General features: G+C 65.1%; 18 protein-coding genes and 2 CRISPR repeat arrays. Of the genes, 14 read left to right on the top strand and 4 right to left on the bottom strand.

All coding sequences use genetic code 11. The features are described from left to right. Positions 1-25: 25 nt before the first annotated feature. From G6N08_RS19650 to mnmA, 3 genes are read left to right on the top strand one after another with little or no spacing between them, the layout of a single operon-like run. Positions 26-982 (top strand): electron transfer flavoprotein subunit alpha/FixB family protein, encoded by a 957-nt coding sequence (locus tag G6N08_RS19650; protein ID WP_163760320.1) that lies wholly within the window; start codon positions 26-28, stop codon positions 980-982. A 59-nt stretch (positions 983-1,041) separates the two neighbouring features. Next, positions 1,042-2,223 (top strand): cysteine desulfurase family protein, encoded by a 1,182-nt coding sequence (locus tag G6N08_RS19645; protein ID WP_163760318.1) that lies wholly within the window; start codon positions 1,042-1,044, stop codon positions 2,221-2,223. Continuing rightward, positions 2,220-3,302, top strand: coding sequence for a tRNA 2-thiouridine(34) synthase MnmA (mnmA, locus tag G6N08_RS19640; RefSeq protein ID WP_163760315.1), 1,083 nt, complete (start codon positions 2,220-2,222; stop codon positions 3,300-3,302). The genes G6N08_RS19645 and mnmA overlap by 4 nt, the downstream gene beginning before the upstream one ends. A 20-nt stretch (positions 3,303-3,322) precedes the next feature. Here mnmA and G6N08_RS19635 read toward each other — a convergent pair whose 3' ends face one another. Continuing rightward, positions 3,323-3,973: a sensor domain-containing protein gene (locus G6N08_RS19635; protein WP_163760310.1), complete on the bottom strand. Its 651-nt coding sequence runs from the start codon at positions 3,971-3,973 to the stop codon at positions 3,323-3,325. A gap of 99 nt (positions 3,974-4,072) precedes the next feature. Here G6N08_RS19635 and G6N08_RS19630 point away from each other — a divergent pair, with 99 nt between their 5' ends. The 10 genes from G6N08_RS19630 to G6N08_RS21480 all read left to right on the top strand — a co-directional run bounded on the left by G6N08_RS19630 (position 4,073) and on the right by G6N08_RS21480 (position 18,623). Beyond that, the gene (locus G6N08_RS19630; protein WP_163760307.1) at positions 4,073-5,086 is read left to right on the top strand and encodes a uroporphyrinogen decarboxylase/cobalamine-independent methonine synthase family protein; all 1,014 of its coding nucleotides are present in this window, start codon (positions 4,073-4,075) and stop codon (positions 5,084-5,086) included. Between the two features lie 160 nt (positions 5,087-5,246). Beyond that, complete coding sequence (cas3, locus tag G6N08_RS19625) at positions 5,247-8,093, top strand: CRISPR-associated helicase Cas3' (protein WP_246216817.1); 2,847 nt, start codon at positions 5,247-5,249, stop codon at positions 8,091-8,093. Beyond that, positions 8,090-9,733: a type I-E CRISPR-associated protein Cse1/CasA gene (casA, locus tag G6N08_RS19620; RefSeq protein ID WP_163760304.1), complete on the top strand. Its 1,644-nt coding sequence runs from the start codon at positions 8,090-8,092 to the stop codon at positions 9,731-9,733. The genes cas3 and casA overlap by 4 nt, the downstream gene beginning before the upstream one ends. Further along, positions 9,730-10,383 (top strand): type I-E CRISPR-associated protein Cse2/CasB, encoded by a 654-nt coding sequence (gene casB / locus G6N08_RS19615; RefSeq protein ID WP_163760301.1) that lies wholly within the window; start codon positions 9,730-9,732, stop codon positions 10,381-10,383. Before casA ends, casB begins: the two co-directional genes overlap by 4 nt. A gap of 6 nt (positions 10,384-10,389) precedes the next feature. Next, positions 10,390-11,517, top strand: a complete 1,128-nt coding sequence (gene cas7e, locus G6N08_RS19610) for a type I-E CRISPR-associated protein Cas7/Cse4/CasC (RefSeq protein ID WP_163760296.1) — start codon at positions 10,390-10,392, stop codon at positions 11,515-11,517. Further along, a complete protein-coding gene (gene cas5e, locus G6N08_RS19605; protein WP_163760294.1) occupies positions 11,514-12,239 on the top strand; it encodes a type I-E CRISPR-associated protein Cas5/CasD in 726 nt (241 codons plus the stop codon). The genes cas7e and cas5e overlap by 4 nt, the downstream gene beginning before the upstream one ends. Positions 12,240-12,242: 3 nt before the next feature. Further along, positions 12,243-12,920, top strand: a complete 678-nt coding sequence (cas6e, locus tag G6N08_RS19600; RefSeq protein WP_163760291.1) for a type I-E CRISPR-associated protein Cas6/Cse3/CasE — start codon at positions 12,243-12,245, stop codon at positions 12,918-12,920. Continuing rightward, positions 12,917-13,864, top strand: coding sequence for a type I-E CRISPR-associated endonuclease Cas1e (gene cas1e, locus G6N08_RS19595; RefSeq protein WP_163760288.1), 948 nt, complete (start codon positions 12,917-12,919; stop codon positions 13,862-13,864). Before cas6e ends, cas1e begins: the two co-directional genes overlap by 4 nt. After that, positions 13,861-14,274: a type I-E CRISPR-associated endoribonuclease Cas2e gene (cas2e, locus tag G6N08_RS19590; protein WP_163760924.1), complete on the top strand. Its 414-nt coding sequence runs from the start codon at positions 13,861-13,863 to the stop codon at positions 14,272-14,274. The genes cas1e and cas2e overlap by 4 nt, the downstream gene beginning before the upstream one ends. A 76-nt stretch (positions 14,275-14,350) precedes the next feature. Then, positions 14,351-18,336: direct repeats of the CRISPR family, unit length 28 nt; unit sequence GTGTTCCCCGCGAATGCGGGGGTGATCC. A 140-nt stretch (positions 18,337-18,476) separates the two neighbouring features. Next, entirely contained in the window at positions 18,477-18,623 is a 147-nt protein-coding gene (locus G6N08_RS21480) for a hypothetical protein (RefSeq protein ID WP_443093847.1), read from the top strand. A gap of 100 nt (positions 18,624-18,723) precedes the next feature. Here G6N08_RS21480 and G6N08_RS19585 read toward each other — a convergent pair whose 3' ends face one another. The 3 genes from G6N08_RS19585 to G6N08_RS19575 are packed head-to-tail and all read right to left on the bottom strand — an operon-like array spanning position 18,724 to position 21,611. Continuing rightward, positions 18,724-19,533, bottom strand: a complete 810-nt coding sequence (locus tag G6N08_RS19585) for an ExeA family protein (RefSeq protein ID WP_163760285.1) — start codon at positions 19,531-19,533, stop codon at positions 18,724-18,726. After that, positions 19,530-20,936 (bottom strand): DDE-type integrase/transposase/recombinase, encoded by a 1,407-nt coding sequence (locus tag G6N08_RS19580; protein ID WP_163760282.1) that lies wholly within the window; start codon positions 20,934-20,936, stop codon positions 19,530-19,532. Before G6N08_RS19580 ends, G6N08_RS19585 begins: the two co-directional genes overlap by 4 nt. 60 nt (positions 20,937-20,996) lie before the next feature. Then, positions 20,997-21,611: a hypothetical protein gene (locus tag G6N08_RS19575; protein ID WP_163760280.1), complete on the bottom strand. Its 615-nt coding sequence runs from the start codon at positions 21,609-21,611 to the stop codon at positions 20,997-20,999. A gap of 215 nt (positions 21,612-21,826) precedes the next feature. After that, a CRISPR array of direct repeats spans positions 21,827-22,403; the repeat unit is 28 nt; unit sequence GTGTTCCCCGCGAATGCGGGGGTGATCC. Positions 22,404-22,567: 164 nt separating this feature from the next. On the opposite strand from G6N08_RS19575, the gene G6N08_RS19570 reads away from it, so the two are divergent. Continuing rightward, positions 22,568-23,815 carry an IS256 family transposase gene (locus tag G6N08_RS19570; RefSeq protein ID WP_163760277.1) on the top strand — a complete coding sequence of 416 codons (1,248 nt, stop codon included), beginning with the start codon at positions 22,568-22,570 and terminating at the stop codon, positions 23,813-23,815. Position 23,816 lies beyond the last annotated feature (1 nt).

Genomic DNA, 23,816 nt, shown 5'->3' with positions numbered 1-23,816 from the left:
AGACACGAAGGCAAAAGGCTTACCGATGGCTGAAGTACTGGTGCTCGCTGAGCACGCTGAAGGGGCGCTGAAGAAGGTCACCGCCGAGTTGCTCACCGCCGCCCGCAGGCTGGGCGAGCCGGCCGCTGTCGTGGTCGGGCCCCCGGGAACGGCTGCGCCGTTGATTGAGGGCCTGAAGGCGGCCGGGGCCGAGAAGATCTACATTGCCGAGTCCGAGATCGTCGAGAACTATCTGATCACCCCGGTCGTCGACGTGTTGGCGGCGCTGGCCGAATCGTCTGCCCCCGCGGCCGTACTGCTGGCCGCTACCGCCACCGACAAGGAGATCGCGGGTCGGCTGGCCGCCCGGATCGGGTCGGGGCTGCTGGTTGACGTGGTCGACGTTAAAGAGGACGGCAAAGTGCTGCACTCCATCTTCGGTGGCGCCTACACGGTGGAGGCCCAGGCCAACGGCGATACCCCGGTGATCACCGTGCGGGCCGGGTCCGTCGAGGCACAGCCGGTTGAGGGCAAGGGGGAGCAGGTCACTGTCGAGGTGCCCGCGCCGGCCGAGAACGTCACCAAGATCACCGCGCGCCAGCCGGCGGTCGCCGGGGAGCGGCCAGACCTGACCGAGGCGGCGATCGTGGTGTCCGGTGGCCGCGGTGTGGGTAGTGCGGAGAACTTCCGTGTGGTGGAGGAGCTGGCCGACTCGCTCGGCGCTGCGGTCGGCGCGTCGCGCGCAGCGGTGGACTCCGGCTACTACCCGGGCCAGTTCCAGGTGGGCCAGACCGGTAAGACGGTGTCGCCGCAGCTGTATATCGCGCTCGGGATCTCCGGGGCGATCCAGCACCGGGCGGGCATGCAGACCTCCAAGACGATCGTGGCGGTCAACAAGGACGAGGAGGCGCCGATCTTCGAGATCGCCGATTTCGGTGTGGTCGGCGACCTGTTCAAGGTCGCCCCGCAGCTGACCGAGGCGATCAAGGCGCGCAAGGGCTGAATCCTGCGGGCCGCTCTGCGGCCCGCCCCGCCGCGCGACGTCGGTATCCTGGGCGCGTCATGGTGTACCTGGATCATGCCGCCACCACCCCGATGTATCCCGCCGCCATCGAGGCTATGACGGCTGTGCTCGGCATCGTGGGCAATGCCTCCTCGCTGCACACCGCGGGGCGCGCGGCGCGGCGCCGGCTGGAGGAATCCCGCGAGTTGATCGCCGCCAAGCTCGGTGCCCGCCCGTCCGAGGTGATCTTCACCGCGGGCGGCACGGAAAGCGACAACGTCGCGGTCAAGGGCCTCTACTGGGCGCGGCGTGACGCCTGCCCGCGCCACCGTCGCATCGTCACCAGCGAGGTGGAGCATCACGCTGTGCTGGACTCGGTGAACTGGCTGGTCGAACACGAAGGCGCCGAAGTGAGCTGGCTGCCCACGGGACGTGACGGTTCGGTGTCTGCGGCCGCACTGCGGGAGGTGCTGCAGCGGCACGACGATGTCGCGCTGGTGTCGGTGATGTGGGCCAACAACGAGGTGGGCACTATCATGCCGATCACCGAACTGGCGGCCATCGCTGCTGAATTCGACGTTCCGATGCACAGCGATGCGGTTCAGGCGGTAGGTCAGCTGCCCGTCGATTTTGCTGCCAGCGGGCTGTGCGCGATGAGCGTGGCGGCGCACAAATTCGGCGGCCCGCCCGGCGTCGGCGCGCTGCTGCTCCGCCGAGACGTGGCCTGCGTCCCGCTGTCCCACGGCGGTGGTCAGGAGCGTGACATCCGTTCCGGCACAGCCGATGTCGCAGGTGCGGTCGGAATGGCTGCGGCGACACAGATCGCTGTGGACGAGGTGGAGACGAACGCGGTACGGCTTCGCGGTTTGCGCGACCGGCTTATCGACGGTGTGCTGACCGGGATCCCCGGCGCTCACCTGAACGGGTCGTCGGGCCTGGCGCGGCTACCGGGTAACGCGCATTTCTCCTTCGACGGGTGCGAAGGAGACTCATTGTTGATGTTGTTGGACGCCAACGGAATCGAGTGCTCGACGGGCTCCGCCTGCACCGCCGGGATCGCGCAGCCGTCACACGTGCTGATTGCGATGGGGATGCACCCGGCCAGTGCGCGGGGATCGTTGCGACTTTCGTTGGGGCATACCAGTACCGGCGCTGATGTCGACGCGGTATTGCGGGTCCTGCCCGGTGTGGTGGCGCGCGCTCGGCGCGCTGCTCTGGCCACTGCGGGGGTGCCCGGGTGAGAATTCTCGCCGCGATGAGCGGCGGTGTCGACTCGTCGGTGGCCGCGGCACGCATGGTCGACGCCGGACACGACGTCGTCGGGGTGCACCTCGCGCTGTCGAGCACCCCCGCCACACTGCGCGCCGGTTCGCGAGGCTGCTGCTCGAAGGAAGACGCTGCCGACGCGCGCCGTGTCGCGGATGTGCTTGGAATACCTTTCTACGTCTGGGACTTCGCAGAGAAGTTCACCCAAGACGTGATCGAGGACTTCGTATCGTCATATGCGCGGGGGGAAACCCCGAACCCCTGTGTGCGGTGCAACCAGCGGATCAAGTTCTCGGCGTTGGCGGCGAAAGCTGTTGCGTTGGGCTTCGACGCGGTGGCTACCGGCCACTATGCACGGCTGTGTGGTGGGCGGTTGCGCCGGGCGGTAGACCGCGACAAGGACCAGTCCTACGTGTTGGCTGTGCTGAGCGCAGACCAGTTGCGCCACGCGGCGTTTCCGATCGGTGACACACCCAAGGCGCAGATCCGCGCCGAGGCGGCCGGCCGCGGTCTGGCGGTCGCCGACAAGCCGGACAGCCACGATATCTGTTTCATCCCGTCCGGGAACACCCGCGCCTTTCTGGGTGAGCGCATCGGGGTACGGCGCGGCACGGTAGTCGATGCAACCGGCACGGTGCTGGCCGAGCACGACGGGGTGCACAACTTCACGATCGGCCAGCGCAAGGGACTGGGTATCGGCGGGCCCGGGCCGGACGGTCGCCCACGCTATGTGACGGCCATCGACGCCGACACCGGCACGGTCCGCGTCGGTGATGTGGCTGATCTGGAGGTATGGGGGCTGCGGGGACGCGCGCCGGTCTTCCCCGCGGGAACCGTGCCCGCAGGACCGCTCGAGTGTGTGGTTCAAGTGCGCGCGCACGGCGAAACCGTCGGCGCGGTAGCCGAATTGGTGGGCGGGGAGCTGGTTGTGCGGTTGTGTGCGCCGCTGCGCGGCGTGGCGCGCGGCCAGACACTGGTGCTCTACCGCCCCGATCCCGACGGTGACGAAGTCATCGGCAGCGCCACCATCGCCGCCACCTCCGCCGCGCGCTGACACAGCAGCAGACCTGCCCGCTACCGGGTCCGCACGTTGGCCGCGATGTTTGTCATCACGATGTCGGACACCGATTCTGGAAAGCCGCAGAATGTGACTTCCAACAAGACCGCCGCTTTGACCCGGTAATCGCGGCCACAGCCGCCGGGCCGGATGCGCAGCGACGCGTCATCAGCGCTCCACACACCGACAAATGGCCAGCTGGCCGAACTGCTCGCGCAGTGTTCGACGGCTGCCACCAGTGCGGTGAACGCGCGGCGCGCGGTGCCGGCGTCACGGTAGGCCGCGGCCGCCTCAGAGATCAGAGCGCTATCGGGCGGATCCTGAAACGTGGTCTTGTGGAATTCGGCGATATCGGAGCCGAATGTCAGTGTCTCCGAATAGATGAAACGGCATTGCGGCGGCGCGGTCTGCGCGAGGTCGTCCAGGTCCACCGGGTACTTGCCGTCCATCGAGGGAATGATCGTCAAGTCCTCGCCGGCGCCGGTGATCGCACGCATCCGCGATTGGTCGAGCAGGATCTTGTCGACATCGACCCCGGGCACTGCGCGCGGGGACTCACCGCCGACCGCCGCGAGCGGCGCACCGCCCACTACCCGGACACATGCCGCGACCAGCAAGGCCGCGCAACACAGCCCCAGCGGCCGCACCGCTGCCGCTATCGCCGACATGTCGAACCTTCCGTGGTATCGAGCCTAATCGGGGCACCGGCGCGGCGGGAGCATACCCCGGTAGCCGGCTTGCGGTGCCGGTTCGAATACGTTTGGCCGGTGAGTGTTTTCGCAACGGCCAGCGGTACTGGATCCTGGCCCGGCGACTCCCCGCGCCAGGCTGCCGAGGTCGTTGTCGGTGAGCTGGCCGGCGCCCTTGCCCACATTGTCGAGCTCCCCGCCCGGGGAGTGGGTGCCGACACGATCGGGCGCGCCGGCGCGCTGCTGATCGATGTCGCCATCGACACGGTGCCGCGCGGCTATCGTGTTGTGGCCCGGCCGGGCGCGGTGACCCGCAGGGCGGTCAGCTTTCTCGACCAGGACGTCGACGCCCTGGAGGAGGCGTGGGAGCTGGCGGGCCTGCGGGGCAGCGGGCACACCGTCAAGGTGCAGGCGCCCGGCCCGATCACCCTGGCCGCTGAGCTGGAGCTGGCCAACGGGCACCGGGCGATCACCGATCCGGGCGCCCTACGCGACCTCGCGGCATCGCTGGCCGAAGGGGTGGCCGCCCACCAAGCGGCGGTCTCGCGGCGGCTTGGCACGCCGGTGGTGGTGCAGTTCGACGAATCGTCGCTGGCGGCGGCCGTGGCCGGCCGGCTGACCGGGGTGACCGCCCTGACCCCGGTCGCCCCCCTCGACGAGACATTGGCGGGGTCGCTGCTCGATGCCTGTGTCGCTGCGGCAGGCACCGAGGTGGCGCTGCATGCCGGCACACCCGATCTGCCGTGGAACCTGCTGCAACGCAGCACAATCGGTGCGGTTTCGGTGCCCGCCGCCGGGCTGCGGAGCGCGGATCTGGACGGTATCGCCGAATTTGTGGAGTCCGGGCGCACCGTGGTGCTGGGGGTCGTCCCTGCGACCGCACCGGCGCGGCGCCTGTCGGTAGAAGAGATCGCCGCCGCGGTGGTCGCGGTGATCGACCGGCTGGGTTTCGCCCGCTCAGCGCTGACCGACCGCATCGGCGTCACCCCGGTGTGCGGTCTGGCGAACGCGACGCCGGAGTGGGCGCGCACCGCGATCGGGCTGGCCCGCAAGGCTGCCGAGGCGTTCGCGGCGGACCCCGACGCCATCTGAGACGGGCGGCTGTGGCCGCACAGAAATCACATCAGTTACAGCTACTGCGCCAAAGACGGGGCTGTCGGGATAAGTAGAGGTCAGCCGAGTTTTTGAACTTCAACCACTTGTCGGTGCGTTGTGCGATGCTCTCGTCGATCCCCGAGAACGGAGGGTGACGGTGGGCAGTTCACTAGTCGGTTTAGGTGAAGCAGCCCGGTCGGTGTGGGCGAAGTCGCTGAACAAGGACGGCGCCTGGCTGCCGTTGTGGCGGCATATGGACGACTCGTCGGATATCGCCGGCGGACTGTTCGACAGGTGGCTACCGCGCCCAGTCGTCGACCTGCTGGCAAGCCCATTCGGCGGTGACGTCACTGCAGCGCGCACTGCGGTCACCTTCCTGGCGGGCTTGCACGATCTGGGCAAAGCCACACCGCCGTTTGCTGTGCAGAGTGACCAACTGGCGCAGCGGATGCGGGAGCATGGGCTCTACATGCCGCCGACGAAGGCCGAACTTGTCGACCGGCACAAGGTGCACCATTCCCTAGCTGGACACCATCTGTTGCGTAGATGGTTGGTCGATCGAGGCTGGCCGGAGCGGTCGGTCTCGGCCTGGGCGGTCGTGTTGGGCGGTCACCACGGAGTGCCTCCGGATGGGGTAACACTGACCGAGGCGCTCCCGGACGAATTCCCGAAGCTCTACGGCGAGGGCCGCTGGCGCGACGTCCAGCGTGAACTCGCTGATCGCGTGGCCGCGAGGACCGGTGCGGACCGATATATCAACACATGGCGCGACGTTCATTTGCCGGCCACATTCCAGGTGCTCGCAACGGGGTTGGTGATCCTTTCCGACTGGATCGCTAGCAACGAATCCCTGTTCCCTTACTACAGCGTCGAACTCCCCGAAGTAATCGAGGAGCCCGAACGTGCAGGTCGGGCGTTGGAGCGCCTTGCCTTACCGGCACCGTGGGCGCCTGCGGGTCGAGTCGACAACCTTGAGCGTCTTTTCGCGACCAGGTTCCGCCTGCCTCCGGACGCCAAGCCACGCCCGGTACAGGAGGCGGCGAGCAGAGTCGCCGAGCAGATCCCGAATCCGGGGCTGGTGATCATCGAGGCCCCGATGGGGGAAGGCAAGACCGAAGCCGCGCTCGCCGCCGCGGAAATAATGGCGCGGCGGTGGGGCAGTGGCGGCGTGCATGTCGCACTACCCACACAAGCGACAACCGACGCGATGTTCGGGCGTGTCGTCGAGTGGCTCGACGCACTCGGCGCAAGCAATCAAGCCGTGGGTGCCATCACGCTTAGCCATGGGAAAGCGCGCCTTAACCGGGATTTCCAGGGACTGGTTCAGGGGGGCCGGTCAGTGCAGATCGGATGTGACGAGGGCTGCGATTCAGGTCCGCACATGCCTCGGCACGCGGTGGTGGCCCACTCATGGTTGTCGGGGCGGAAGAAAGCGCAATTAGCCAACTTTGTGGTCGGGACCATCGATCAGGTGCTATTCGCCGGTCTCAAGGCCCGTCACCTGATGCTTCGACACTTGGCTTTGGCCGGCAAGATCGTCGTGCTTGACGAAGTGCACGCCTACGACGTCTTCATGAATTCCTATCTGACCAAGGTCCTTACATGGCTCGGCGCCTACGGTGTCCCAGTCGTCGCATTGTCTGCGACACTGCCGCCTGACCGCCGGCAAAAGCTACTGAATGCCTACCAAACAGGGCAGGCCGTCGACAACGCGACGATGCCAGTCAATCCCGAAGATACCGAAGATGATAGCTATCCCGTCATCTCGTGGAGCGAGGGCATGCGGGTCGTCAGCTGCGCTGTGCCACAGTCCGGTCGGCGAACAACGGTCTCGGTCGAGGCGCTCGGCGGCGGCGCCAACGATGATAGCGATGCCCTCGTCGCACTGCTTAGAGACCTGTTGTGTGACGGTGGCTGCGCGCTTGTCGTGCGCAACACCGTACGCCGTGTCTTGCGCACCGCAACCGCCCTTCAGGCGGAATTTCCGGGGGAGGTGACGGTCGCTCACTCCCGATTCATCGCGGCCGACAGGCTCCGCAAGGACAGGGAGCTGCTCGCGCGATTCGGCCCGCCCGGCGACGGGGTAACCCGTCCTGCCCGGCACATCGTGGTGGCGTCCCAAGTCGCCGAACAGTCACTCGACATCGACTTTGACGTGTTGGTCAGCGACCTCGCACCGATCGATCTGGTATTGCAACGCATGGGGCGTCTGCACCGCCACAACCGCGGCGCCGATCAGTGCGATCGACCCGCGAAACTGCGCTCGGCACGCGCTTATATCGCCGGTGTGGATTTCAGCCAAGCTCCTCCTGAGCTAGAGACAGCGGCGGCGCAACATATCTACGGCATTTATCCGCTGCTGCGGTCAGCAGCGGTGCTGCTACCCAAGCTGGGCCGAACCATCGAGCTACCCGACGACATCGCGTCACTGGTTCGTGCCGCATACGGGCGAGAAACCGTCGAGCCGGCATCGTGGCAGCACGCGATCGAGGATGCGCGCGAGAAATGGCTGCAACAGGTGGATCGGCGCACCGCGAAGGCGAGGGACTTTCAGATCGCCGCGCCGCCGCGGGCAGGCAGAGCCATCCTCGGCTGGGTGTCCGGCAGCGTCGGTGAAGCCGACGAGGATGCGCAAGGCCAGGGTCAGGTCCGTGACGGTGCCCCGACTCTTGAGGCGATTCTCGTGGAGGAAAACCATTCTGGCGAATGGGCTACCCCCACTTGGCTTTCTGCTGAGCAGGCCGCCTTGCCGGTGCCTCGCGACCACACTCCGCCTGATGATTTGGCCTTGGTCCTGGCGTCCTGCTCGATCCGGCTGCCATTGGAATTCAGCAACGCCGATGCCGAAGAGGAGCTATGGGCAGGTACACCGGAAACCTGGGAGCAATCCCAGTTCATCTACCGACTTCCGGTTGTTGTCGTCGATCGCAACGGCAACGGAGTGATTAATCGACGAGGCATTCGCTACACGCCTGACCTTGGCCTGGAGGTGCTCGAGTCATGAACGACCACAACGGTTTTAATCTGCTTGATGAGCCGTGGATCGTCGTGTTGGACAACAACGGCCGCGAACAGGAAGTGTCCATCCTCGGACTGTTAGACAATGCGCGCCGCTTTATCACGATCGGCGGCGAAGTGCCCACGCAAGCTTTTGCCATCTTCCGGATGGTGTTGGCATTTTTGCACCGTGCGCTAGACGGCCCAGCCGACCAGGACGGATGGCTTGAACTGTGGAGCGCCGATCAATTGCCGATGGGACGGATTCGAGCCTACGCGGGTCGGTTTCATCACCGGTTTGAGCTCTTCGACCCGGTTGCACCATTTTTCCAGGTCGCCGGGCTGCATACAGCAAACAACGAAGTATCAAGCCTGGAGAAAATCGTCAGCGATGTGCCTAACGGAGCACCGTTTTTCACTACTAGGTCCGCCGCCAGCCTAGAGAGGATCAGCGCTGCTGAGGCCGCGCGTTGGCTGGTGCACGCCCATGCATTCGACCCGTCGGGAATCAAATCGGGCGCCGTGGGCGATCCCCGGGTTAAGGGCGGCAAGGGCTATCCGATCGGGACAGGGTGGTCCGGACAGATCGGCGGAATCCTGGCCCAGGGTCGTGACCTTCGCGAAACTCTGGTGCTGAATCTGATCGGCCGCGATGTCGAATCCTATGTCCGTATTGGCGCTCCTGACGATGTACCCCCGTGGGAACGTGATCCTGACGGGCCGTCGTCACACGAGCGACCGCCTCGCGGGGCGATCGATCTTTATACGTGGCAGACCCGACGTGTTCGGCTTGTCGGAAGTCGCGAGGGCGTTGTCGGCGTAGTCTTGGCCAACGGTGACAAGATCCAGCCCCAAAATCTGCACGGCCTGGAGCCGCACAGCGCGTGGCGGTACAGCGAACCGCAGACAAAAAAGTACAAGACGACCGTTTACATGCCGCTAGCGCATGACCCGAACCGCTCGGTGTGGCGTGGCCTGGAAGCGCTGCTTCCGTCGGTATCAGGACGCCGGGGCGGTTCGGGTTCTGAGCCACAGCCATTCTTGGCGCCGGGCGTTTTGCAGTGGATCAGCGACCTCGTGGCGCACGACCTGCTGCCGGAGACCTATAAACCCGGAATCTGGGCATGCGGAGCCGACTACGCCGAACAAAACGCGACCATTGGAGACATCGTCGCCGACACGCTGCCGCTGTCGATCCTTATTCTGCGTGCGGACCACCCGGCGGCAGGACGCGCAGCGGTGGAGGCGGTGAACGATGCGGACCAAGCCGCAGCGGAGACACGGAAGTTGGCCGAGAACATAGCCCAAGCGGCGGGGGCCGAACCGAAATCAGGGGCCGGTGATTGGGCGCGCGAACTTTTGTATGCGCAGCTTGACGAGCCGTATCGGCGCTGGGTAGCGACGTTGGTGCCTGGTGTCGACATCGATGCCAGACGTAGCCGCTGGCGGCAGGTCGTCAGCGAGTCAGCCCGTCGAATCGCGGCTGAGGTGATTTCTGCTGCGCCGCCTTCAGCCTGGCTGGGGCGGGAGGTACGCGGTCGCCTCATCAATGTCTCGATTGCCGAAGCATGGTTCAACGCCGCAATTCGCCGTCTGTTGCCACCGGCGGGGGCAAACACCACGACATTGGAGGTAGCCACACGATGACCACATCCACAACCGATTCACCGTTGCAGCCAGCGCAGTCGAGAATCTTAGGTCGGCTTGGACGGGCACTCGACTGGAGAGTCGACCATCTGCAATCGGAGTACCTCGCAGGCTCGCCCAGCGCCCGAGCAGAGCTAGCGAAGCTACGCCGCGCCCTCGGCAAGACAGCCGGAAGCGTTCCTGAAGTCTGGGAATACACGTTCGCGGCGGTCCCCGAGGCGTTGCAGTGGGATCGCGACGAACCGAGCTATGCCGAGCAAGCCGCCCACGCGGCACTGACGCTTTTCGCCTTGCATCTCCAGTCCATGTCAGGGCCAGCGCATTTGCACGGCGTGTCCTTCGGCAGTGCAGTGGGCCACCTTGCCCGCATGGAAGGGCGAAGCGCGGACGCTGTCAGGAGGAGGTTCATGGCGGTCGCAACCGCGTCATCGATTGATGAGATCCTGGTCCATGTTCGAGGTCTGGTCACCCAGTTGCGCTCCGTCGGCCAAGGATTCGACTACGCCCGATTTGCCGACGACGTCTTGCGGCTGCTGAATCCACAACGTTCAAAGAACGTTCGACTTGCCTGGGGTCGCGACTTCTACCGTAGCGACTCCCACGTCAACGCGTCAGCTACCGAACCCGAAACCCCTGAACAAAAGGAATGAAACACTATGAACCGCACTATTGTTGACATTCACATCCTGCAGACCGTCCCGCCGAGTAACCTGAACAGAGATGACACCGGCAGCCCCAAGACGGCGATCTATGGTGGGGTCCGGCGCGCGCGGGTTTCTAGTCAGTCCTGGAAACGCGCGACGCGAACCGATTTCGAAGCGATGCTGGACCGTACCGATCTAGGCGTCCGAACCAGGAAAGTCATCGAGTTGCTTGCAGCCGAGATCTCCTCGCTGGCGCCTGCATTAAGAGATCGCGCCGACGAACTGGCCGTGGCGGTGTTCAAGGAAATCGGCATCGTCACCAAAGCACCGCGGAAGGAAGCACCTGGCGAGGCCGGCTATCTCGTCTTCCTCAGCAGACGTCAAATCGACAGTCTAGCCCGGGTCGCGGTGGCTGCGGCGGATGCAGAGGACGTGTCAAAGGCGCTCAAGGATGCGAACGTTAAGGCTCTGGTGGACCGTGATCATTCGGTTGACATCGCGTTGTTCGGCCGAATGGTGGCCGACCAGGCTGACATGAACGTGGACGCCGCTGTCCAGGTCGCCCACGCGATCAGCGTCCATCCTGTTGAGACTGAGTTCGACTACTTCACCGCGGTGGACGACTACGTCGAGGAAAAAGGTGAAGACACCGGAGCTGGCATGATCGGAACCGTCGAGTTCAACTCGTCGACCCTCTACCGGTATGCAGCCGTCGACGTGAATCGACTACTCGACAACCTCGGCGACACAGTGGCTACCCAGCGCGCGGTCGAAGCCTTCGTGCAGTCGTTTGTGCGGTCGATGCCGACCGGAAAGCAGAACACATTCGCCAATCGCACCCTGCCCGAGGCCGTTGTCGTTCTGGTCCGAGACAGTCAGCCGATAAATCTGGTCGGCGCGTTCGAAAATCCTGTTCGCGAGTCGGAACGCAGTGGGCGTGTCAAGCGGGCATGCGAGGCATTGCGGGATGAGGCTGTCGAGGTTGAGCGCGCCTACGGCGAGACACCGATTGGCAGTTGGGTGACCCGCGTCGGTGACGACACCACTAGTCTCGATGACCTGGGTTCCAACGTACCGTTCACTGAACTTGTCTCCGCGGTCGGCGAAATCGTGCACGCCAGGCTTGAGGAACGCCCATGAGCGTGGTCGCGCTGAGGCTCGCCGGCCCACTCCAATCTTGGGGCTCAAGCAGCCGTTTCGTTCGCCGGGCCACCGATACCGCCCCCACGAAGAGCGGAGTGCTGGGCCTGGTCGCGGCCGCGATAGGCTTCCGCCGCTCCGACCCGCTGGAAGCGCTGTTGGGCCTTCGGTTCGGTGTCCGGATCGACCAACCAGGTCAGCTCGTCCGAGATTTCCAGACGGCGAGGCAGCCCACGAAGGAGCGTGACGGCAGCATCCGGTGGAAACCCCTACCGCTCTCCCAGCGCTACTACATGTCGGATGCTGTCTATCTCGTCGTACTAGAAGGGGAGCACGAACTTGTCGCCGGTATCGACGACGCTGTTCGAAGTCCGTACTTCCCGCTCTACTTGGGTCGCCGCTCGTGCCCACCATCGTGGCCGATCGCGTTGGGAGTCTTCGACGATGATGTGGAAGGTGCATTAGCTACACAACGCTGGTTGGCGTATCCGCACCACCAAAAGCGGCAGCGAGCAACGGTTGTTCGGCTGGCCACCGTCTATGATGCCTCGGAAACATCCCAAAGCTCAGAGCTGATTCGCGATGTGCCGCTGAGCTTCGACCCTAACCGTCGACAATATACCTGGAGAAGGGTCGTGCGCGGCCTGGTGGAAATCGCCAACCCACTCGGGACCCATCCACCAAGCCCGGATCACGATCCGATGTCTGCGTTGGAGGGCTGAGAAATGTACCTGACCAAGATGGTGATCAATGCCCGTCGACGTGGCGCCCGGTTACTGATGGCGTCACCGCAAGCTCTCCACGCCGCGGTGATGGCGGGGTTCGCTGATGGTCGTCCTACCGGCGATGGGCGGGTGTTATGGCGCCTGGATGTCCGCCATCCTCATCGAGTTGTGCTCTATACGGTCAGCCCGGACAAACCGGACTTCACCCACATCATCGAGCAGGCGGGCTGGCCGACCACCGAAACGTGGGAAACACGTTGCTATGACCCGCTACTAGAATCGCTGCGCAGTGGCCAACAGTGGCAGTTCCGACTCACCGCCAACCCTGTGCACTCCGGCCTTCGCGCAGGGTGGTCAGACACCAAGCCCCTGGGACATGTCACCGTAAAGCAGCAAGAACACTGGCTCATCCAGCGCTCGCGGAATGCCGGCTTCCGGCTGCTCCCGTGCACCCATGCCGGCAGCGGGGACTTCGATATTGCGGTCGTGGACCGGTCAATTCGCCGCTTCCATCGAAAAGGCGGACAGGTGACGATCGCAACGGCCACTTTCGAGGGTCATCTCGAGGTCACCGATCCGGAGGCTCTGCGCCGGGCGTTAACCCACGGAATCGGGCGGGCCAAGTCCTACGGATGTGGGCTGCTGACCCTGGCTCGCCCGCTCCACGGTCGGCTATGAACTCCATCGGATATCGGCCAACCGAGTCCAAAGAGCTTGTCCGGGCATCGGACCGGATCTCGTTCCTGTATTTGGAGCGGTGTGTCGTGAATAGAGATAGCAACGCAATTACCGCCACCGATGAGCGGGGGACCGTCCACGTGCCGGCGGCGTCGGTGGGGGTGCTGCTGCTGGGACCTGGTACGACGATCACCCACCAAGCCATCGTGCTTGTGTCGGATAGCGGGTCGACGGTGGTATGGACCGGGGAGCGCGGCGTGCGTTACTACGCCCATGGTCAATCGCTCGCGCGATCATCGCGATTGTTGGAAGCGCAGGCCGCGGCAGTGTCGAACACGCGCTCCCGTCTGCAGGTTGCGCGATCGATGTACCAGATGCGTTTTCCGGACGAAGACGTTTCCCACCTCACCATGCAGCAACTCCGCGGCCGTGAGGGCGCGCGCATCCGCCGCGTGTACCGGGAACATTCGCGACGGACCGGCGTGAAGTGGGCGCGTCGGACATACGACGTCGAAGACTGGGAAGGTGGTGACGCCATCAATCAAGCGCTCTCTGCCGCCAACGCCGCACTCTATGGGATTGTTCACTCGGTCATTGTTGCGCTCGGCTGTTCGCCAGCGCTCGGATTTATCCATACCGGCCATCACCGCTCGTTCGTCTATGACATCGCCGATTTATACAAGGCTGAGCTCAGTATTCCTGTGGCGTTCGATGTCGCTGCTGAAGTCGACGTCGACATCGGAGCAGAGACCCGTCGTCGAATGCGAGACCGGCTGTACGACCTCAAACTCCTCGCGCGGTGCGCCACGGACGTTCAAGCACTGCTAATGGGCGATACGGATTCCGACCCGGAGGATTACCTGGAATTTGACGTTCTTTCACTGTGGGATGAGCACGAAACCGTTCCTGCAGGTACGTCCTACGGATACGGAGCTGACTTCTGACCGTCGTTATTCTCACTGCGGTGCCACCGGGCTTGCGCGGCCACCTAACTCGTTGGCTCCTGGAGATCAGCCCGGGTGTTTTCATTGGTCATATTTCCGCGCGGGTGAGAGAGCTGATGTGGCAACGCGTGATCGAGTACCTCTGCGACGGCCGCGCGTTGATGGTGTATACGGCGCGTAACGAACAGCGACTCGTGTTCGAGGTGCATGGCCATGATTGGGAACCCATTGACCACGACGGTGTCTGCTTGATGCGGCGGCGGACCATGCCGGACTACGTTCTAAGTCACCGGTCTAGGCGCGACGTTGCTAATCGACCGGTGGATCCCGCAATGCAAGCGTCTGGTTTCGATTCTGAGAGGGTCTGGAAGCGCCGGCAGGCTAGGAGGAAGTTCAAACCAAAGCGATAAGGTGTAGCAATCGTCGGATTTAACCAAACCGATGTAGATACTGGTGTAATGTGCGCAATAAGCCTGGTCAGATAGCGTGTTCCCCGCGAATGCGGGGGTGATCCTGGTAGCACACAAGCTCGCGAAACTGGTCGAGCGTGTTCCCCGCGAATGCGGGGGTGATCCAGGGATTCGGCTGCATGATGGGTAGTATTCGTGCGTGTTCCCCGCGAATGCGGGGGTGATCCGAACCGTACCGCGGCCGGTACCTCGCGGAGGTGGTGTTCCCCGCGAATGCGGGGGTGATCCCGGTGTCGCGGCGTCTGTGTGGAGACGTTGAGTGTGTTCCCCGCGAATGCGGGGGTGATCCGAAGCCAGCACGGCCAGGCGCGGTGAAGATGGAGTGTTCCCCGCGAATGCGGGGGTGATCCCTCGATCGCGAAATCCGCGTAGTACTCCCGGTGGTGTTCCCCGCGAATGCGGGGGTGATCCGGCAAAACCACCCCCCCCCCCTCGTGTTCCCCGCGAATGCGGGGGTGATCCTCATCGGCCGCCGCGTCGACTCTCACAAGAGGCGTGTTCCCCGCGAATGCGGGGGTGATCCCAACCCGACAGCGCTGTTGAGCGCCGCGAGCCAGTGTTCCCCGCGAATGCGGGGGTGATCCCGTCACAACGTCGGAGTTCAAATGCAGCAATGGGTGTTCCCCGCGAATGCGGGGGTGATCCTAGATACGTATCACCGCGGGCTGCGGCTCGGATGTGTTCCCCGCGAATGCGGGGGTGATCCTCACGGAGAACTCCCCCGGGAAGTCCCCGTCGTGTGTTCCCCGCGAATGCGGGGGTGATCCTCCCCCACGCGACACGTAAACACAACCCCACGCGTGTTCCCCGCGAATGCGGGGGTGATCCCTCAGCAATGAGCCGCCCGATCTACAGCACATGGTGTTCCCCGCGAATGCGGGGGTGATCCCCAAAGATACCGGCTCGTCTGGGGGTGCGTCGCGTGTTCCCCGCGAATGCGGGGGTGATCCTATGCCGGAAGCTTGCCTCCCGTTCCCCTTACCGTGTTCCCCGCGAATGCGGGGGTGATCCTCGTTGTGAGGTGGAAGCGCGCTGGAGATTGTGGTGTTCCCCGCGAATGCGGGGGTGATCCCGTTGTAGGTTGCGTCGTGGACGATCCCAACAGGTGTTCCCCGCGAATGCGGGGGTGATCCTGAGCTGGCTGTCGGCGTACCCTGGGGTTTTAAGTGTTCCCCGCGAATGCGGGGGTGATCCCAGACTGCAGTGGCGCTGTGTCAGCTCAGCTTTGTGTTCCCCGCGAATGCGGGGGTGATCCGCCGCGGCCGCGCACCTCGTGGAGGAGTGGCCAGTGTTCCCCGCGAATGCGGGGGTGATCCGATCAACCGCAGCAGCGTCACCTGACGCGGGAAGTGTTCCCCGCGAATGCGGGGGTGATCCGATCAACCGCAGCAGCGTCACCTGACGCGGGAAGTGTTCCCCGCGAATGCGGGGGTGATCCCGGCCTCGCCGTGTTTCTGCCAGGGCGATAGCCGTGTTCCCCGCGAATGCGGGGGTGATCCTACCGCTAACGTGTCTTCCGCGTCCCCATACACGTGTTCCCCGCGAATGCGGGGGTGATCCCCACTTCTTCGAGCCGACTGCGATCGTGATGAAGTGTTCCCCGCGAATGCGGGGGTGATCCCCCACCTGAGGGGATCGCCGCCGCCGTGTCCTGGGTGTTCCCCGCGAATGCGGGGGTGATCCCGATCCTCGGAGGCCACATGGATGAGCACGGGTGTGTTCCCCGCGAATGCGGGGGTGATCCCACTACTGTGGCAAAAGACCCTTAGCGGTTGCGGTGTTCCCCGCGAATGCGGGGGTGATCCCGACTGGTTGGGTATCCTGTTTTTCGCGGCTTTGTGTTCCCCGCGAATGCGGGGGTGATCCCGGGCTGAACCCCGTGAGGCTGGTAGCCGCGTAGTGTTCCCCGCGAATGCGGGGGTGATCCCTCGTACCCCCAGTCTTTCTCACCTGTGGGGACGTGTTCCCCGCGAATGCGGGGGTGATCCGGTGCTTGAGGGGCCGGTGACGCCGAGGTTGTCGTGTTCCCCGCGAATGCGGGGGTGATCCCGCCGGTGACACGCTGGCACCTGGCTATTACGCGTGTTCCCCGCGAATGCGGGGGTGATCCCGGGTCGGCGATATCGGCCGCCACCGACAGCCCGTGTTCCCCGCGAATGCGGGGGTGATCCCAGCTGGGCGATGATCACAGGGTAGGAACCCCCGTGTTCCCCGCGAATGCGGGGGTGATCCCGAAAGCGGGATTTTATCAACTCCTCCCCAGACGTGTTCCCCGCGAATGCGGGGGTGATCCCGCCGGATTGTGTTGCGGCTCACCGAGCTTGGTGTGTTCCCCGCGAATGCGGGGGTGATCCCCGATGAGGAGATGAGGAAAGGGGACAGAGGGTGTGTTCCCCGCGAATGCGGGGGTGATCCCGCGATCGACGCCGCGGCATGGCAATACGGGGTGTGTTCCCCGCGAATGCGGGGGTGATCCTCCGGTCTGGCCCGTAGCCGCACACCCGTCACCGTGTTCCCCGCGAATGCGGGGGTGATCCGCCGACGGGCAGGAGGAGTCGCATGATCGTTGAGTGTTCCCCGCGAATGCGGGGGTGATCCGCCCACTACATGGAGATGTGGGCCCAAAACATGGTGTTCCCCGCGAATGCGGGGGTGATCCCGCGCCAGCTCCAGCACCGAGCCGGAAATAGTCGTGTTCCCCGCGAATGCGGGGGTGATCCCGCCGTGAACAGGGGTGCGTCCCACGCCGTGAGGTGTTCCCCGCGAATGCGGGGGTGATCCCCCCTCCCCATAGCCGAGGGGTGCCTGCTTGCTGTGTTCCCCGCGAATGCGGGGGTGATCCTACGGGGTCCCCCCCCACGTCTACGCCACCCTGGTGTTCCCCGCGAATGCGGGGGTGATCCCACGGCCACGACAGCCACAGTGTGGCTCACGGGTGTGTTCCCCGCGAATGCGGGGGTGATCCGTCACCCTCGAGGTCGCTGAGCAGACTTTGAATGTGTTCCCCGCGAATGCGGGGGTGATCCCCTGGTGTCGGTCACAACCACCTCCACTGGGGGGTGTTCCCCGCGAATGCGGGGGTGATCCCATCAGCCAGGAGGTGCTGGCGTCGCACCTCGGGGTGTTCCCCGCGAATGCGGGGGTGATCCTGAGTGGATGATCGCTCACATGATGGCGGTCGCGTGTTCCCCGCGAATGCGGGGGTGATCCGCGTGTGGCGTTGATGGCGAGGGTGGATTCTGCGTGTTCCCCGCGAATGCGGGGGTGATCCCCGCATCACCTGGTTTCCAGGGAACTCGCGGGCGTGTTCCCCGCGAATGCGGGGGTGATCCCAGCACCGGAACCTGCAACCCACGTGCTCCGATGTGTTCCCCGCGAATGCGGGGGTGATCCGGACATGCTCATGACTCCGATCGTGGTGGTCCCGTGTTCCCCGCGAATGCGGGGGTGATCCTAGTCTGAGCTGCCGCCTTGTTCGGCTGGGATGGTGTTCCCCGCGAATGCGGGGGTGATCCGAAGTGTGAGCCTCCCTCAGCTGCTGACACGTCGTGTTCCCCGCGAATGCGGGGGTGATCCCCCAATGGTGTCGGCTGGGTTGGGGTCGCCAGTGTGTTCCCCGCGAATGCGGGGGTGATCCCACGGTGATCGTGTTGACGTTGGGGGGTTCCAGTGTTCCCCGCGAATGCGGGGGTGATCCCGACTCCTGGGCCCCCAGCCAGATACGCCACTGGTGTTCCCCGCGAATGCGGGGGTGATCCCGGACTCGACTTCGCCGCCCAGGGAACAAACGCGTGTTCCCCGCGAATGCGGGGGTGATCCCCGCACCGGGGCGCGGCCACTGGCACAGTCTCCGTGTTCCCCGCGAATGCGGGGGTGATCCGCTTCGCTCACAGTACGCCTCGGCTGCCCTGGCGTGTTCCCCGCGAATGCGGGGGTGATCCCGCCAGCTGATGGGCGCCGTCGACAAAACAACCGTGTTCCCCGCGAATGCGGGGGTGATCCCCATGATCCCCCCCCCCAGGCGTTGACCATTCACGTGTTCCCCGCGAATGCGGGGTGATCCTCCAGCTCAACCCGGCGCCCAGTCCAGCTGCGCGTGTTCCCCGCGAATGCGGGGGTGATCCGCGACACGATCGGCGTAGGTGGGGCCAGGAACGGTGTTCCCCGCGAATGCGGGGGTGATCCTCGTCGACGACCTGCTGACCACCTACCCCGACCGTGTTCCCCGCGAATGCGGGGGTGATCCCACCGAAAAAGCCATCCAGGCTGTTGACCGGCGCTCAAGATGAGGATGATGGCGGCGTTGACGGTGAGGATGTGTGGGCGTGAAATGACCCCGCCGGTTGGTGTCCGGCGGGGTCGGTGCTGTTCGGGGTGTCGGGGTGGTGTTCAGTCTGCCGTGACTTCGGCGATGGCCGCGCGGGTGGAGGATTCGTCGACGATGGCTTTGTTGGTGCCAAACGCGGCGACGAGAGCTTGCAGGGCGAGGTTGTTGACGGCGCGGGGGTAACCGCGGCTGGTCTGATGGATTAGGGCGACTGCGTCGTCGGAGAACAGGGTGTCGTCGCGTCCGGCCAGCGCCAGGTGGTGGCGCAGGTAGCTGGCGGTCTCCTTGTCGGTCATGGGTGGCATCGCGTAACGCAGCCCGATGCGCTGGTCGAGCGCGGCCAGCACGCCGAGTTTCATCCGCCGCCGCAGGGTGGGCTGGCCGACGAGCAGACAGGCAAACGGGCTCGACGAGTCGAGATCATGGTTGGTGAGCAGGCGGATGGCCTCCAATTCGTCGTGGCCCAACAGGTGGGCCTCCTCGACTACGACGGTGGCTGTACGGCCGCGCTCGGCGTGTTCGGCGGCCAGCGCGTCGGCGGCCTGGGGAGCCAGGGTGGCGTGATGGGTCAGGGGCTGGCCACCGAGGGAGGCGACGATGCGGTGGTGGATGCCGCGTACCCCGACGGTGGGGTCGGGCAGGTAGATGATGCTGTGGCGGCTGCGGTCCAAGCCGGCCAGCGCGGCACGCACGGCCACGGTCTTGCCAGCACCAACTCCTCCGGTGATCACGCCGATACGGCGTTCGGCGATGCACCAGCCGATGCGGGCGACCGCTTCGTTGTGGGCGGCATGGCGGTGCAGCATGGCGGGGGCCAGGTCGCGGCCGAAGGGCATCCGGGAAAAACCGAAGTAGGAGATCAGTTCCATCATCGGGTTTGCGCCTCCTTGCCGGTAAGCAGGTCAAGCTGGCCGGGGATCTGTCCGGTAGCGGTGGTAAGCGCGGCATAGTTGACGCCGCGGGCCAGTTCGGCGGCATGGGCGGTCTCGATCAACTGTGCGTAGTCGATGCCGCTGGGTTTGGGTGGTGCGGTGGGAGTTTCGGGTTTGGCCTTGGGGTGCGAATGGCGCCCGATGTGGTGCGGGATCGCCAGCCCCATCGGCACGCCGGTCAGGCGGACCTCGATGCGGGTCAAGTCGAACGGGTCGAACACCAGCTCCACTTTGCGTCCCACCAGGGAGGCGTCGACCTCGTAGCTGTTGCCGTGCAGAGAAACGGTTGCGGTCTTGGTCACGCGACGGTGTTCCTCCCACAAAAACGCCTCGGCGAGCGTCTCGGGTGCGGGCAGCGCGACCGGGTCGCCGGCGCACCAGCGGTCCAACGGGGTCTGCCCGGTTTCGGAATGGACCTGCCTGTGGTAGACGGTTTCGACCCAGGCTGCGAAGTGCCGATTCAGCTCGGCCAGGTCAGTCACGTAGTGGCGGCCGACGACGTCGGGTTCGCCGGTGATTTCGACGAGGAACTGATCGCGCACGGTCCTAAACAGGCGCTCGATTTTTCCCCGTCCTTCGGGTCGATATGGTGCGGAATGAACGAGGCGAACACCGAGTTTCGCGCAGGCCCGCAACAACCATGCATCGACGAAGGCCGAGCCCCGATCCACATAGATCGCCTTGGGGACACCACGAGAAGACAGTGCCGGTCGCAGCGCGGCGGCCAACCGCACCGTGTCCTCGGCGTGACCCCACCGATAGCCGGGCAGCAGTCGGGAATGATCATCTAAAAACGCAAACAAATAGGTCTTGCGGGTTTGAATGCGTATGCCGTGCAATGCATCCCCGGTCCACAAGTCGTTGGGATGCTCGGCCTCGAAGCGGCCGAACACCGGTGCCGACCCCCCGGCCGCCGCGCTGATGAGGCCGAGCCGGTGGAAGTTGCGTTGCAGGGTGCGCTCGTCGGGCGCCCAGCCCAGCTGGGTCCGCAGGATCCGTTGGATCGCCGCGGCGGTGCGATCCGGATTTTCCCGCCACAGCGCCACCGCCAACTCAAGCACTTCGGCCGGGGTACGCGGGGTGCATTGACGCGGGTTGGGCACCAATGCGTCGAACCCGCCGCCACGCCAGGCCCGTATCCAGCGGTCGATGCTTTGGCGGCTGATGCGCACCCGCCGCCCGAAGGGATCGGTGTGCTCGCGCGAAGCCAACTCACGCACCATCTTTCCGCGCTCCTTGGCCGAATGCGCCGCATCGGCGGCCTCCCGGATCAACTGGTATCGAAACAATCCGATCGCTCGGGCTCTCTCGGCCCGCACCTTCGCCTCGTCGTCGCCGACCATCGGTCCGCCTCCTTTGCTGTCTTTGTGAAAACACGACAGCGCAAAGGATCACCGGCGCACCTACCCTGGCGTCAGGGTCGACTCGTGTTGCACCCGCCGGTCGGGCCCGCCCGGCGACAACAACCGGCCACCCGACACCGCGACCGCCGTCTCGGCTAACGACACCTTGGGCAGCTCAAACCGGCACCCGATAGCAACTGCGAGGGCGCCGATCGCCCTCACCGCGTCGGCGAACCCACCACCGGCGGGGCCCGGCATCACCGGATCGGCATCCACCGCACGCAGCCACACCGTAAACACCGACCGCACCGCCTCGGCCCGCTCGGCGAAACGGCGCAGCCAGCCGCGCACCGTCTTGGCCGGACGGGCCAGCTTGGCCGCGATCCGGCGAAACCCCACCCCACGCGTAGCCTTCTCCACCAACGCCAACACGACCACCGCCGCCGCGTCGGCGCGCCGCAGCAGCGCGGTCACCGGCAACAAGACGTGCGTCACCCCACAACTGGTGCACCGTGACCGACGTGGACACAGCTGCAGCGACCCGTCTGGGCCGCGTAGCTGTCGTGGCCTGGCCCACCCCCAACCCCTCAGCACGCCGCTGCACGCCGGGCACCTCAGCTCGCCCGCCGCCAGCCTGCGCTCGACTTCATCGGCATCCGCCTCTACCGTGACCACTGCGCCTCCAAGCGCGCAGACGGCCCTCCCGCAGACTCTTGCCGAAGACATCCGGGAGGGCCGTCGCCTACAACGACGTAATCACCGTGCCGCCCCGGCGCCGCGAACACCAAACCCCGACATGACCAGCCAACAACTGCTCACGGTCAGTGCCGGATATCTACCCTCTGGTGCTCAACCTGAGTGCCTCCCAACATCCAGGCTCTGACTCTCAAGTGTTCCCCGCGAATGCGGGGGTGATCCCGGGGTGGTGCCCCAGCAGGCCGCAGCCGCTATGTGTTCCCCGCGAATGCGGGGGTGATCCACCGAGGAGCCCCATGATCATGATGGTTTGGTTGTGTTCCCCGCGAATGCGGGGGTGATCCCCGTTCAGGTCGAACCCAGAGAGAGACGACGTGGTGTTCCCCGCGAATGCGGGGGTGATCCCGCGGCTGGGGTGACGATCCAGCTCGGCTACTAGTGTTCCCCGCGACTGCGGGGGTGATCCATCCTTTCTCTCTCTGTAAAATCGCAGGTCATGGTGTTCCCCGCGAATGCGGGGGTGATCCTGTCGTTGTTGCCATATTCTTTTCCTTTCTTTCGTGTTCCCCGCGACTGCGGGGGTGATCCTCCACCGATCGCCGCGCACACAAGCCCGTCGCTGTGTTCCCCGCGAATGCGGGGGTGATCCTGCGGGCACTCCTATGCCAGTCATGCCGACAGGGTGTTCCCCGCGAATGCGGGGGTGATCCGTGTTTGTCGGCGTCTATCAGCACCCCGGAGAAGTGTTCCCCGCGAATGCGGGGGTGATCCGAACCCCATGACACCGCTGCAGTGGGGATGGCGGTGCGCCTAGTTGCGTCCAGGGAAGTGGTGTACGAGCCGGTGAGGTCGGCGGGCGTGTCGTAGCCCGGTAGAGGGCGGTCATCGCGTGATTCTTCGAACGACGACCAAGTCAATCGAAGGAGACCAGCGCGATGACCGCATCCCAGCCTATCGACGTCGAGAAGCTGTTGGCCGATCAACTCGCCGCGGCGAGCCCTGATTTGCTGCGTGCGCTGCTATCGACATTTATTGCCGCCTTGATGAGTGCTGAAGCTGACGCGCTGTGCGGGGCCGGGTATGGGGAGCGCAGCCAGGAGCGCTCCAACCGCCGCAACGGCTATCGGCACCGCGATTTCGACACCCGCGCCGGCACGATCGACGTGGCGATCCCCAAGCTGCGGGCCGGCAGCTATTTCCCGGACTGGCTGTTGGCCCGCCGCAAGCGCGCCGAGCGGGCGCTGACCTCGGTGGTGGCCACCTGCTACCTCCTCGGGGTGTCGACCCGGCGCATGGAACGCCTCGTGGCATCCCTGGGTGTGACAAGCCTTTCCAAATCGCAGGTCTCGCAGATGGCCAAAGAGCTCGACGAGGCGGTGGAGGCGTTTCGCACCCGCCCGCTGGATGCCGGGCCGTACCCGTTTGTGGCCGCCGACGCGCTGGTACTCAAGGTCCGCGAGAACGGGCGCGTGGTCGGGGTGCACACGCTGATCGCCACCGGCGTCAACGCCGAGGGCTACCGCGAGATCCTCGGGGTGGCCGTCACCTCGGCCGAGGATGGCGCCGGCTGGCTGGCGTTTTTCCGCGACCTGGTCGCCCGCGGCCTATCCGGGGTCAAGCTGGTCACCAGCGACGCCCATCCCGGCCTGGTGGCCGCCATCGGGGCCACCTTGCCCGGGGCGGCCTGGCAGCGCTGCCGCACCCACTACGCGGCCAATCTCATGGCGGTCACGCCCAAGGCCTCCTGGCCGTGGGTGCGCACGCTGCTGCACTCTGTCTTTGACCAGCCCGACGCTGAATCCGTTGTCGCCCAATACGATCGGGTACTCGACGCGCTAGCCGACAAACTGCCCAAAGTCGCCGAACACCTCGACGCTGCCCGCGCTGAGCTGCTGGCCTTCACCGCCTTCCCCAAACAGATCTGGCGCCAAATATGGTCCAACAACCCCCAAGAACGGCTCAACAAGGAAATACGGCGGCGCACCGACGTCGTCGGCATCTTCCCCGACCGCACCGCCATCATCCGCCTCGTCGGTGCGGTCTTAGCTGAACAGCACGACGAATGGATTAAAGGCCGCCGCTACCTCGGCCTAGATGTTCTCACCCGCGCACGCGCCATACCCACCAGCACCGACGAACCCGTCGACGACCAGCCAGCCACCACACCGGCCCTCACCGCCTAAA

The organism is Mycobacterium botniense (genome assembly GCF_010723305.1).
GTDB lineage: Bacteria > Actinomycetota > Actinomycetes > Mycobacteriales > Mycobacteriaceae > Mycobacterium > Mycobacterium botniense.
This window is presented reverse-complemented; position numbering and strand designations above follow the sequence as displayed.

Excerpts from the sequence above, each read along its gene's own strand:
- G6N08_RS19650 (WP_163760320.1), top strand. The coding sequence starts at position 26 with ATGGCTGAAGTACTGGTGCTCGCTGAGCACGCTGAAGGGGCGCTGAAG.
- G6N08_RS19645 (WP_163760318.1), top strand. The coding sequence starts at position 1,042 with ATGGTGTACCTGGATCATGCCGCCACCACCCCGATGTATCCCGCCGCC.
- G6N08_RS19635 (WP_163760310.1), bottom strand. The coding sequence starts at position 3,973 with ATGTCGGCGATAGCGGCAGCGGTGCGGCCGCTGGGGCTGTGTTGCGCG.
- casA (WP_163760304.1), top strand. The coding sequence starts at position 8,090 with ATGAACGACCACAACGGTTTTAATCTGCTTGATGAGCCGTGGATCGTC.
- casB (WP_163760301.1), top strand. The coding sequence starts at position 9,730 with ATGACCACATCCACAACCGATTCACCGTTGCAGCCAGCGCAGTCGAGA.
- cas7e (WP_163760296.1), top strand. The coding sequence starts at position 10,390 with ATGAACCGCACTATTGTTGACATTCACATCCTGCAGACCGTCCCGCCG.
- cas5e (WP_163760294.1), top strand. The coding sequence starts at position 11,514 with ATGAGCGTGGTCGCGCTGAGGCTCGCCGGCCCACTCCAATCTTGGGGC.
- cas6e (WP_163760291.1), top strand. The coding sequence starts at position 12,243 with ATGTACCTGACCAAGATGGTGATCAATGCCCGTCGACGTGGCGCCCGG.
- cas1e (WP_163760288.1), top strand. The coding sequence starts at position 12,917 with ATGAACTCCATCGGATATCGGCCAACCGAGTCCAAAGAGCTTGTCCGG.
- G6N08_RS19585 (WP_163760285.1), bottom strand. The coding sequence starts at position 19,533 with ATGATGGAACTGATCTCCTACTTCGGTTTTTCCCGGATGCCCTTCGGC.
- G6N08_RS19580 (WP_163760282.1), bottom strand. The coding sequence starts at position 20,936 with ATGGTCGGCGACGACGAGGCGAAGGTGCGGGCCGAGAGAGCCCGAGCG.
- G6N08_RS19570 (WP_163760277.1), top strand. The coding sequence starts at position 22,568 with ATGACCGCATCCCAGCCTATCGACGTCGAGAAGCTGTTGGCCGATCAA.